This window comes from Paraflavitalea sp. (assembly GCF_059502485.1).
Genome location: NZ_JCACET010000010.1, coordinates 128,760 through 140,557, shown reverse-complemented (window position 1 = coordinate 140,557; position 11,798 = coordinate 128,760). Strand labels below are relative to the sequence as shown.

8 protein-coding genes are annotated in these 11,798 nt (G+C 45.1%); 1 reads left to right on the top strand and 7 read right to left on the bottom strand.

Annotated elements, in window-relative coordinates:
- Nucleotides 1-61 precede the first annotated feature (61 nt).
- Complete coding sequence (locus AC5JBY_RS17785) at nt 62-484, top strand: DoxX family protein (RefSeq protein ID WP_495905978.1); 423 nt, start codon at nt 62-64, stop codon at nt 482-484.
- A gap of 82 nt (nt 485-566) precedes the next feature.
- Here the strand turns inward: AC5JBY_RS17785 and AC5JBY_RS17780 are convergent, their stop codons facing one another.
- The 7 genes from AC5JBY_RS17780 to AC5JBY_RS17750 form a co-directional block, all read right to left on the bottom strand.
- Nucleotides 567-2,057 (bottom strand): IPT/TIG domain-containing protein, encoded by a 1,491-nt coding sequence (locus AC5JBY_RS17780; RefSeq protein WP_495905977.1) that lies wholly within the window; start codon nt 2,055-2,057, stop codon nt 567-569.
- 23 nt (nt 2,058-2,080) lie between these two features.
- Nucleotides 2,081-5,518 carry a TonB-dependent receptor gene (locus AC5JBY_RS17775; RefSeq protein WP_495905976.1) on the bottom strand — a complete coding sequence of 1,146 codons (3,438 nt, stop codon included), beginning with the start codon at nt 5,516-5,518 and terminating at the stop codon, nt 2,081-2,083.
- Between the two features lie 89 nt (nt 5,519-5,607).
- On the bottom strand, nt 5,608-6,609 hold the full coding sequence (locus AC5JBY_RS17770) for a FecR family protein (RefSeq protein WP_495905975.1): 1,002 nt from the start codon (nt 6,607-6,609) through the stop codon (nt 5,608-5,610).
- A gap of 62 nt (nt 6,610-6,671) precedes the next feature.
- Nucleotides 6,672-7,259 (bottom strand): RNA polymerase sigma-70 factor, encoded by a 588-nt coding sequence (locus tag AC5JBY_RS17765; RefSeq protein WP_495905974.1) that lies wholly within the window; start codon nt 7,257-7,259, stop codon nt 6,672-6,674.
- A 94-nt stretch (nt 7,260-7,353) separates the two neighbouring features.
- Nucleotides 7,354-8,040, bottom strand: coding sequence for a hypothetical protein (locus AC5JBY_RS17760; RefSeq protein ID WP_495905973.1), 687 nt, complete (start codon nt 8,038-8,040; stop codon nt 7,354-7,356).
- 66 nt (nt 8,041-8,106) lie between these two features.
- On the bottom strand, nt 8,107-8,478 hold the full coding sequence (locus AC5JBY_RS17755; RefSeq protein ID WP_495905972.1) for a hypothetical protein: 372 nt from the start codon (nt 8,476-8,478) through the stop codon (nt 8,107-8,109).
- A gap of 36 nt (nt 8,479-8,514) precedes the next feature.
- Complete coding sequence (locus AC5JBY_RS17750) at nt 8,515-11,547, bottom strand: COR domain-containing protein (RefSeq protein WP_495905971.1); 3,033 nt, start codon at nt 11,545-11,547, stop codon at nt 8,515-8,517.
- Nucleotides 11,548-11,798 lie beyond the last annotated feature (251 nt).

Genomic DNA, 11,798 nt, shown 5'->3' with positions numbered 1-11,798 from the left:
CCCCTTCTGTGATAAATGCGATTTATAGCTTTGTTCTACGAAAAACAAAAAACTATTAGTCATGAAAACAACAAACATTCTCTACTGGATCTTCACCATTATTTTTGCCGCCTTTATGGCCATGGGTGCATTTTACGACATTATCAGTCACCCAATCGCTATTCAAGGTATGCATACCGAACTGGGCTACCCGCTCTATTTTATTCCTTTCATTGGTGTGTTGAAAATGCTCGGGGCTATTGTTATCCTGTTGCCTGGTTTTCACCGTATCAAGGAATGGGCGTATGCCGGCTTTGCTTTCGACCTGATTGGCGCCACTTACTCCGTATACTCGATCGGTAAGCCTGATTGGATGTATATGCTCGTTATGATCGCATTTATGTTCTTTGTATATTTCCTGTATGTGAAGAGAAAGAAATTGCTGGAGCAGAAAGCAGACGTTTCCCGCAGCAATAGCAGCTTGGTGACCAGCGCTATCGCATAAAAAGTATGGCATTGCGTATAGAAGAATGGCGCTGCAGAACAATTGTTCCGGCAGCGCCTTTTCTATGGTATGGATCGCCTTTCTACAGTACGATATCCAGGTTGGATGCATATTTGAGGTTATCTACCACTTTTTGTACACTGGTGCCATCTGTTTTAGAGCGCATGACAGTACTCTTATCGAAGTATGAAGTGATCCAGTACACAAAATGGTTTACGGGATCTATCTCTATATCGCCTGATCCGATAATATCGGTATTCGGTATGGGTAGTTTTTCCAAAGTACCTGTACCATCCAATGCTCCTTTATAGATAGCACCGTTGCCGTTATCTATAACATATATATGACCATTGGCAGGATCTAAAGCTAAATTAGCAGGTGATGCAAGTCCATCTGATCCGTCGAATAACACTTTTGCAGGCTGGACCGACTGGCCATCTATGCTGCCTTCGAATACCGACACTGTTATATATTCCGCCCAGTATAGCTTGCCGGCAGCCGCATCTAATTTGAATCCTCCGGCCATCGGGTCACCCGGAAGCTGGTATAATTCTTCTACGGGGCCTGTGCCATCGCCTTTGATCCTTTTAATGCTATGGTGACCGGGCTGGGTACTACTCCAACTGGTAAAATAGAGTCTTCCATTTTTGTCGAGGTCCATATCTGCAATGAAATTCCCGGCCGGATCTGTATAAACAAGGGCCATGGGGGCTGTACCGTCTGTTGACCCGCGATAAATAACATTGTTGTCTGCCCAGTAGATAAATCCATTTGCCGCATCGGCTTTTAAGCCAAACATTGTAAAGGCTACTCCATCGGCGGGGCCATATAATTCCTGTACGGTGGCATTGCCAAATTCGTCTACAACTGCTTTGTAGATGTGGCCTTCGCTGCCATCGGAAGCATTAAAGTATATGTCTTTTACACCGGCAGGTGTTTCTTCTACTATGAAGTTGCCAGCGGGTACGGTATGTGTACCTTGTTTTATGATCAGCGATACTGTGCCGGGCGTGGTCTTCGGAATTTTCACCTTCAGTTGTGTAGGTGTGCTTTGGGTGATGAGGCCTTCGTCGGTACCAAACAACACTTTGCAATTACCTTCTTCAAAATTATAGCCTTTGATGGTGATGGTGTCGCCTGCTTTGCCTTGCCCGGGTATTATCTGTTCGATAATTGGCGCAGGTATGATCGATTCATTGATGGTGTAGCTGGGACCATCTGCCACAGAATCCATCTGTCCTGTGTAGTTGTAGTGATCGTTGATAGGGTTTTGCCTGCTGAAGGTGAAACGCAGCTTACCGCTTGTTGTTCCTTCGGGAATGTAGAGCATCATGCGGCGGGGCGACATTTGCACTATCTGTACTTTGGTGTTGTTGATGTGTGCTGTTGCTTCTCCAGGATGGTAGGAAAAGTTGTTGCCATATACCATAATGTATATACCTGAAGGGCCAGTGCCGGGTGAGATACTGTCGATGGTTATTTTGCCAAAATCGCGCACATCGACCACTTCTTTGTGGCAGGCTGCCAGCAAAGTGAGGGCGGTGGCTATAAGCAGGAATATCTGTTTTTTCATTGTTTCTTTTTTTAGCTGGTTTTTTACAGGCTGAACTGGAAGCCAAGTGTATAGTATACACCGGGCTTGTAATCACGCACGTAGTAATCGCCCTGGATGTATTTCTCTGTAACAGGCCCGAGCCGGCCTTGTACGTGCCACTCGAAATACGTAGGTGTGGTATTGAATTTTTTATTGAAATCATTGTCTACGTACTGCCGTAACGGTGCATTGAGCAGGTTCTGTGCTGCCACCCGTACACTGATCCATTTGTTGATCTTTTGCAGGATGGACAGATCAAGCAGGTGTCTGCTGCGCTCCCACACCCAGGGTTCGAGATCCCATATATTGGCTCCTGATGTGTTGGTGATGATGTGGTCGGCAATGACATTGTATTGGACTGATATTCTGCTGCCACTGGCTTTGTGGTCATAAAATAAACCGGCATTCACGATCCAGGGTGCTGCTCCTATGAAGGGCCGGGTTTTTCCTCCCGGATAATAGTTGTCCTTATCGAGTGCGGTAATTAACATGGCCTTGTTGCTTGCTTCTGTAAAGTTGTAGCAGGCATTGACGATAAGGCCCATGTGGCGGAAAATATTGCCACCGAGAAAAGCCAATTGCTTGCGTACTTCTATTTCTGTTCCAACAATACGGGCAAAAGGGAAATTGGCGTGCGTAAAGCCGGGAATGCCTGTATTGGTAGTGGCCATGGTTTCTTCGATAGGCTCTTTGAGGCGCTTGTGGTAGATGCCTGCCGATACCATTTCTCCGGCTGAAGGGTACCATTCGAGGCGCAGGTCGTAGTTGTCGATGCGGGCATCGTGCAGAGTAGGTTTTCCGAGGTAGGTAAATCCTTCGGAGGGATTATAGGTAATGAAAGGTGATAGCTCACGCAGCTCAGGGCGATTGAGCGTTTTGCCATAGCTCATTCTTAGCTGCCAGTCTTCAGCGAGGTGCAGGTTGGCGGAAACGGAGGGCAACCAGAAATACTGGTTGGTGGGAGGCGCCGTTCCAACCAGCACCTGCTGGCCGTTGCCATCGGGCAGGTATTCGTGCAATATTTGTTCTCCTTTGGTAGTGAGTACGCGGCGTTTGGAATATTCAAATCTTGCGCCACCATATATATCGAGTTTCATCACGGGTTTGTTGCCAAATGGCCACTGGAAACTGAGTGGCAGATTGGTGGCGAGGTAACCAGCCACGTTATCAAAAATGGCTTTGTAGCCGTTGGTTTCAGCACCGCCTACGCCTACCTGCTGTATGGCTGTGTGCATGCGCACAGCGCCGTTGTTGAGCTTGTCCCGTATGGAGTCGCCCAGGTTGGTCCATGGGTCCTTGCTAAAGGACAAGGGGGGGAAATCGCGATAGGCCAGCGAACTGAAGTAGTAGTCTTTGCGGCGGCTTTCAAAGTAAACGCCGGTCCGGATAAGAAACCCTTTATGTTTTGAAAGTGGTTTGAGGGTATAGTCGAGGCTGCCCTGCCAGCGTTTTTCATTGCCTTCTCCATCATAGAAACGACCCACCACGGTGTTTCTGCGGGTACCAGTATACAGTTGCCAGGTGGTGGAATCTGTAATATTCAGTTTGCCAAAGCCTGCCCGGTCTCCAACGATCGATGCGTCATCGGGAATAAATACATTGGAAAACTGGTTGGGATCTTTCGACTGTGCTTCGGAATAACTGGTGGTCCACTCGATGTGGTGTTTATTGTTTGTTGTTTTATGATTACCGCTGAGCATACCCAGGTATAGATCCTGTGTGTTGTAAGCGTTTTCCATGCGACGCAAAAACAGGGAGCCGGCTTCGGAAGCAAACCACTCCTGCAGTGTATTGATCTGCAATATTTGTTTGGTGCTGTGATTGAGCAAGCCCATGGCAGAGATCTCGTTTCTTGCATCGATGATCAGCGAAAGGTGTTGCATGCCTGCGAGCCGTACATTGGTGGCATATACCGAGTCGTAGCTAATGCGGTAGTTGTAATCCTGTAAAAGCTGGAGTGGCACACCTGGCGCGGGGAATACAGTATCTCTATAGCTGTTGGCGTGACGGGACGTGTTGGTACGATAGTAAGTGCGCTGGTTCTCATAACGGGCTACTGTAACGCTGTTGAGCTTCATCTTGCCAAGGTTGACGTACGTGTAATATGTTGCGTCTCCTTGTATGTCGGTGGGATGATAGACCTGCTGCAGGTTCCAGGCTTTGGTACTGCGTGTGAGGAGCGCCCTGGTGATGTTTTCGTTGGTAAGGGTATAGTTGTTAGGAGCGTTCGGAATGTCCGGCAGCATAACCTGACCAAAAGGATTGCGCGGCATGTTGATGGGCATGGTGCGGGAGCCATCATCATAGCCCAGCCAGTCGTATTTGCCGGTGCCTGCCTGGGTGTGGTTGTCGAAGAATTTATTGCCGGTACGGTATTGTGCATTGAGGCTTATTTCGAATCTGCGAATGGGCACCGATCTTTTGGTATATACTTTTACCACCCCTCCGGCAAAATCTGCCGGTAGTTCAGGTGCTGGTGATTTGTATACGATCATTCGGTCGATCACCGATGAAGGTAGTAGATCGAAGTTGAAGGCTCTCTTGTTGGGGTCGGTAGAGGGCAGGAAAGCATTGTTGAGGTATACGGGGTTGTAGCGGGGCGTCATGCCACGGATACTGATGAACCCATCTTGCAGGGTGACGCCGGCCACACGGCGGGCCACTTCCGAGGCTGACCTGTCTACGCTGATGGTGATCTGCTCCGAAGAGATGCCGGATACCACGCCGGTGGCCATTCTGATCTCATTCACCAGTTTCTTGTCGGTGGTCGTGATCATGCGGTCGGCCTGCACGGTTACTTCTCCCAGTTGACGGCTATCTTTTTGCAGGGCAATGCTCAATGTGATCGTAGAATCATCCTGCACGGTAATGTTGGGGATTTCCTTCCAGGCATATCCTACATAGCTGATGGTAGCGGTATAAGTGCCGGGTGATAATGTGAGGGTGAATTGTCCATTGTCGTCAGTTACAGCTCCCCTGTTACCAATGCGGATGCTGGCGCCGGCTACCGGTTGCTTCGTTTCTCCATCTGTCACTTTACCCGATACCTTGCCGGGATCTTTGGTGGGAGAAGTCTTTACAGGTTTTGCTCCTGCTTCTTTGTTGATGATGATGTATCCGTTTACTTCTTTGAATGCGAGTGGCGTATTCTGCAACAGACCTTTCAACACCTGCTCCAGCGTTTTATCATTATAGGATATAACCGGGGCTTTGTAGCCTGCTGTGTTTTCTGCATTGAAGGCCAGCTTCAGGTTGGCGCTTTTTTCGATCTTCTGCAAAGCGGCTGCCATGTTCTCCCCGGAAAAGCTGATGGTGATCTTTTTTAATAAAGGGGATGCCGGTTGTTGTGCGTGCAGCAGACTGCATAGCATTAGTGATGCAAATAATAGGAACCATCTCCATAAATGCTGTCGTGGTTTTGTACGGTGTAAAAAATCCATACCTTCGTTTTAGTTTATATTATTAGGAATGCCGGTACTTCCAATACCGGGGTTTCTGCGGCGCCTGCTTCCAACAGGCGCTTTTTATTTTAGTGAATAGTTACGCGGGTGCTATCGCCGGGCTGCCATTTGGCGCGGTTGCCGTTGATGGCGCTGATGACTTCTATCAGATTATTGGGATCAGTACCATATTTTATTGGCAGACTGTACAGGTTGCGGCCTATGGCAGGATTGCCGGCTACGACCTTAATGCCATACAGTTGTTGCATAAGGGACGCCATTTCTTTAAAGCTGGCTTGTGAAAGCCTGATCTCTCCTGTTGTCCATAAGCCTATTGCATCGACAGGTGTTTTACTAAGCTGAGTTGTGTTGCTGCTGATAGTATAATTGACTGCATCGCCGGGCAGCAAGGTGGCGATGGTTGTCTGCTGCCGCCCTACTCTTACTTTACCCGTCTTAACGGCCACCTGCACGTGGCGCGCCAGACTGTCGGTAGTAACTGTAAAGGAAGTACCCAATACAGTGGTTTGCATGCCTTCACTGCTTTGTACAATGAAGGGTTGTTGTGCGTTGTGGGTGACCTGGAAGAATGCTTCGCCCTGCTGCAGGAATACTTTGCGCTCGTTGCCGGTAAAGGCTGCAGGATAGCTGATGACCGAGCGGGCATTGAGCCAGACGTGCGAACTATCGGGCAGTATGATCTCTTTCAACTCTCCATTGCCTGTATGCTTTGTGAGCATTGCCACAGTTGTCTGTGCTGATTTATTGCCTGTGTAACGGAATAGCAATCCTGCACCTGCTATGATCACTACTATGGCGGCCGCTACGCCTGCCACCCATTTGCGCCAGGGCAAGCGGTGTTGCTGTGGCACCTGTTCTATCTTTTGCCATAGCTGTTGATAACGCAGTTCCTGATCAGCGGCGGGCTGATCGTTGGCCTCCGGCATATCTGCAAAGTCGATCGTTGCCAACGCTTCTTCTGCCTCGGGCGTGGAGAGGTAAAGTTGTAGCAAAACCATTTCACGGGCGGTGATGGTTTGCTCTTTTTGTTTGCGCAGCAGTTGTTTTAATAGTTCCGGCGTGATGGACATTACGGGTGGATTTTGTAAGAAGTACCCAGGGATGTAGCGTGAGTAGTACCCGTAACATTAAGTTAATATTCGGAGAAAAGCAGCAGGGCCAGTGAGTAAGCGTAAGGGGTAACTTGCGTGCGCAGGTAAGCCAGTGCGAGGCTCATCTGCTTTTTGACGGTGAGCACGGAGATGCCCAGTTCATCGGCTATCTGTTGGTAACTTTTGTCTTCTTCCCGGCTCATGAGGAATATTTTCCTGCGTACCGGTGGCAGTGATTGGATGACAGTCTGGATGTGTTTTTCGATCTCTTCGAAGTAGAGTTGCTCCAGTGGGTTGAGCTGGTGGGTAGGCATTTCGGGCAGGGTGCCGATATCTGTATGGAGTACCTGCCTGCGTAGGGATTTCAGTGCTTTGTGGCGGCAAACTGTAATGAGCCAGCCGGTAATGTCATCTCCTTCCATGGTGGTCCTGTTTTCCCACAGGCTGGCAAAGACATCCTGGACTACTTCTTCGGCATCCTGCCGGGTGATGCATATTTTGGCGGCGTAGGCCATCAGGCGGGCGTCGTAGGTCATGAATATTTCCCTGAATGCAGGTTCTGACCCGTTTTTGAAAGCGGAGAGTACAGCGGCTGTAATTGTGAGATGTTGAGAATGGGCAATGTGCATGCAGGCGATTGAAGCGCCGCAAAAGTAATAAGGGCATGTTACCAAACTATTAAGTGGAAGGATTATGCTATTGTGCAGATATTGTTGGGGGGGATCAGTACTTGTCCGGCTCATACCATTGTTGCCGGGAGATGTGTGTTACTTGTTCATTTTTTACATCCCACCTTACGACTCCCGTGTTTTTTGCCAACCATACAGTACCAGTCTTTCTCGAGTCGTAGAATGTTTCAAACACATCCATTTTGATGCAATCTTTGTACTGTATGCCGTTTACTGTTGTTGGTTCTTTACCGATGTAGACAAACGTTCTATGATAATCACCGTTGCGGTATTTGTAGTGGATGCCCGGTTTTAGTTTTTTTGGAAATAGCAACCATGCACGCTGTGCCATCGTTTGCAGGTCTTTGCTCCAGGACTCAACCTTATATACTTTTTTGCCCTGAAAGCAATACAGGAGGCGGGTAAAGGAATTGTCGCGGAAATCGGTACTATCTGGTGCTGGGGTGGGTTTTTGAAAGTAATACAACTGTACGACTTTTTTAAACTTAGGGTTCGTGTTTTCAGGTTCCACGAGGCTAAACGTGTGCCTGTCTCCCGGCCATACCCGGGCGTTTGTTTCCCGGCAGATCAATGTTTCTGTAAATGATTGATTAGTAGAATCGATGTGCTTGAGAAATGTATAGGTCTTGTCCTTTTGTACAGGAAAGTAGCTGGTAAACGAAGGGGATTTACAGGATGCGAATGCGATCATGGAAAGGATGAAGATACGGCTGGGGTGCATGTTGATGGTTAATGTTGGCGTAAGTTCTGAATTGCCGGTCAAATTGCCAAGGGTACTCCCGAATGTTTAGTCGAGCAGCCATTCAAACTGTGGACCCCGGAAAACTACGAAGCAAATAGCAATTCCGATCAAACCGCTGGTGACGCTTGTCCGGCTGATGATCTTAAGGTCGGATACGATACTGATCAGTGTCAGGAATCCCCAAATGCAAAACGCGATAAAAGCAGTTATGAGGGCGTAGTTGACCAATTGCCTGTCCAGCCCATTGAAAGATACTACTTCAGGGTCGCCGTATACGGGCAGGTGGTCTACTCTAAGGTAGCCTTTGAAGATGAAGAAGGACCAGGTGAGGCCGGACAAGATCATGTTGATACCTGCGAGAAGGTGGAGTATGGAGAAGGCTTTGAGGAGGTATTTGTCGGCTTTGGTGTGATTCATGGGGTTTGTTTCGATGGTTCTACGTTTGTCTGGATATCAGGCATCTGCTTTACCTTGTACAATTCGTTCCAGTAGTTTTAATACATCTTTGGGCAGTGCCTGGCTGGTATAGAAGTCTTCACCTGTTGGGTGCAAATCTTTTTCGATCATGAGGCGGAGACATTCCTGGATGATATACCAGGCCATGTTCTGGTTTTTGAAATCCATCACTGGCTTGGCTGTATAAGGTAAGGCTGTAAACAGTCCCAAGTTATTATTATTGGTTGTCCATTTGCAAAAATCGAGGATGATGGGAACTATTTTAAATTTCGGGTCTTTAGTTTGGCGTTCGAATGCCTTTTTGATTTCGTGCTCATGGATGTACTTGGTGCGCATGAAATTAGGGCTTACCATGAAGCACACTATGTCTGATTGATCGAAGTGCTCCTGTATTTCATAATGCCAATCTATGCCGGCTGTTAGCTCAGTGCAGTACCAATGAGATATTTTGCCATCAAGTTGTAGGGCGGAGAGGTGTTCGATGAATTTGTTAATGAGAAGTAGATCGTCTTTCGAATAAGAGATAAATACTTTTTTCGGATTATCCTGTTGAGTACGAATTGGTTGTTTTTTTTCTTTTGAAAATACTCCATCCATTAGTTGATTGATATTTAATGTAGCGAAGGGCTTTTTCTTACATTCAATGGTTTCCTTGCCATAGTCTTTTCTTTCCAAAAGCTCTCTGTAGTCATAAAAATGTTTATCATCAATGTCTTTACAGGTTATACAACTACATGGGATCATTTTATACCATCTGCTTTTCGGCTGTTTGTCTATTTGTTTGAAATAGTTCTTATTTAGCTCGTCTATTTCGTATGATATTATATTCATCAGCTCTTTTGAAAATCGTCCTTGTGTTCGTATGTTCAATTGTTTATTGTCCCATGATTCAGTGATCTCGGCGTAAGTCTTGAGATAGTCCATTTGGCTGCTATCTATTTTGACTCCGGTTTTCCATACCCATTGCTGGTTGTCTTCAGTATAAATATGCCTATGCAAACGAACGATTAGTCTGGTGAGGAGCCCCTTTGGCATGAAGTCATATCGGTATTGTAAAGGGAGGTCATTGACTGGTTGCCAACTATAGCCTTCTGGCGGAGTATCTGGCAACATCTCAGGTACGATATAAGAAGATTGTTTAGGTGATTTATCAATTTGGTAACATAGCTCGAATTGCATCATTAAGCCAAGTAGCTTTTTATGTACGAATTTGTTATAGCCTTTGGGCTCCCATATTCCTGCTAAGTCATTATCTGTAAAGTGCCCATTGTTCTGTTTCACGGTTTGATTATCTAGGACAGCAAAAACAGCATCTGTTGCCCAGGTATTTTGTAATACAATGAAATCATCTAATATACCATAATCCTGGAAGTGCAGGAATACGCCTAGGTCATGAAAAATACTACTAAGTTCTAGTTGTCTTTCGTATTCGTTCACATCATAGCGTATACAAATCGATCTATATCTGTCTATATTTATATATGGGTAATTTACTGATAGATTTTGTAATTCTTCTCTTATCTGAATCCAGTTGGAAGGCATAGGGAAACCAACCAAGGGCAGACGGATAAGCTCTGTTTCAATGTCTTTTTTTAAGTGTTCGAACTCTTCTTGCTTTTTTATATTAAAAGTCTTTGTATCTGGAACTAGAGCATTAAGATCAATGTTGTATTCTCTTGTCAAAAAATCAAATCGGGCCTTTTTCTGAGGAACGTCAATACTTATTTTTCTTTCATTTTTTTCATTAAGTATCAATAATAATGGGCTGTTGCCTCCCAGCAATTCAACGACTTGCAACCAGTAATTTACTGTAGTCTCATCATTGCCGGTGCTATCTTTTCCAGTATCCATGACTAATGCATACAACGATCGGTGTGTGAGGAAAAATTGATGAGTGGTTTGATATATATGTTGTCCTCCAAAATCCCATATATTGTAATAAAACTTTCGTTTCTCACCATCTTTGTCTTTGATATCGAAGCTTAGCCTCTTAATATCAATGCCTCTTGTTGTTTCATCTTCTCCTGGCAAAGGAGCATGAGTATCAAATAGCTTATATCTAAGAGATGTCTTACCTGCTCTTGGCTGACCAATGATTAACATTTTAGCTTCGTACAAAAAATCTCTTCCTTGCTTTTCTAATTCCTTGAAATAGTTTGCGATGGCTGGATATCCTCGCCTAACAATTTCTATTGGTGGTCTAACAAGAGGGTTTCTTGAGATATCAATTCCTTTAAAATCTGATTCGGATAGTTTATCTGTTGTTAATTTGATTGCAATGCGTTTTTGTAGTATTGCAAGAAGAGGGAAAATGTCTTTTATTGCATTTCCGCTAATGTCCAGTTCTTCTAACTGAACTAGTGTATTTATTGGTTTAATTTTAGATATACCATTATCATTAAGAAATAATATTTTTAAGTTCGTTAAGCTTTCTAGGCCTTCGATTATCTTTATTTGATTATTACCGAGATAAAGTTCCTGTAGTTTTACTAAGCTTTTTAAACCTTCGATTTCTTGAATTTCATTCGCACTGAGATATAACTCCTGTAATTCGATTAACTTTTCTAAGCCTTCGATTATCTTTATTTTATTAAAACTTAAGCGTAATTGCTTTAAATGAACTAGGTTCTCTAATCCTTTAAGATCATCAATTGCATTGCTAGTTAAATCTATTAACTGTAGACTAGTTAAACTAGAAAGTGGAGATAAGCAAGTAATCCCCCATGGTTTATTGGCGTCTCCGGCACAAAGAAATTCCGAAAGGTTAATTAATTCAGTAATTGCCGGTGGGATAGCTGTTAATTGGTTACTAATGGAATTGTTCTCATTTATTGCGAGCATTGTTGGCTTACGACCTTCCACTGCGTTACTTAATGTAAGACGTTTAATGTGGATGCAGCTTCTCAACGCTTTATCGATTGGGCTTCCTGTAATAAAATCAATATCCTTCAATCCACATCTCCCTAAATCTAAATACAGATTCTTTGCACTAAAACACTTATTAATTCGCTTAAGTGCCATTTCACTCATTGCAATACGGTTTTATGTTGATTATACATCAGGTATCCCTTGAAGATATAAGTTATTCCACTCCACACAAAATGCCAAATTCCTGTTTGATATACGTCAAGGAAGCCGACAACCCTAACCTTGCTCATACAGCTACAGTATGCATGACCTGATACGAGTATTCTTCCGTGAAAGTGTCTCCCAAACAATTCTTGCCACACGGAATTGACAGCATTGCAGGGTACCCCTTCGAATAACCCTTCAACAAGCTC

Excerpts from the sequence above, each read along its gene's own strand:
- AC5JBY_RS17750 (WP_495905971.1), bottom strand. The coding sequence starts at position 11,547 with ATGAGTGAAATGGCACTTAAGCGAATTAATAAGTGTTTTAGTGCAAAG.
- AC5JBY_RS17775 (WP_495905976.1), bottom strand. The coding sequence starts at position 5,518 with ATGGATTTTTTACACCGTACAAAACCACGACAGCATTTATGGAGATGG.
- AC5JBY_RS17760 (WP_495905973.1), bottom strand. The coding sequence starts at position 8,040 with ATGCACCCCAGCCGTATCTTCATCCTTTCCATGATCGCATTCGCATCC.
- AC5JBY_RS17765 (WP_495905974.1), bottom strand. The coding sequence starts at position 7,259 with ATGCACATTGCCCATTCTCAACATCTCACAATTACAGCCGCTGTACTC.
- AC5JBY_RS17780 (WP_495905977.1), bottom strand. The coding sequence starts at position 2,057 with ATGAAAAAACAGATATTCCTGCTTATAGCCACCGCCCTCACTTTGCTG.
- AC5JBY_RS17785 (WP_495905978.1), top strand. The coding sequence starts at position 62 with ATGAAAACAACAAACATTCTCTACTGGATCTTCACCATTATTTTTGCC.
- AC5JBY_RS17755 (WP_495905972.1), bottom strand. The coding sequence starts at position 8,478 with ATGAATCACACCAAAGCCGACAAATACCTCCTCAAAGCCTTCTCCATA.
- AC5JBY_RS17770 (WP_495905975.1), bottom strand. The coding sequence starts at position 6,609 with ATGTCCATCACGCCGGAACTATTAAAACAACTGCTGCGCAAACAAAAA.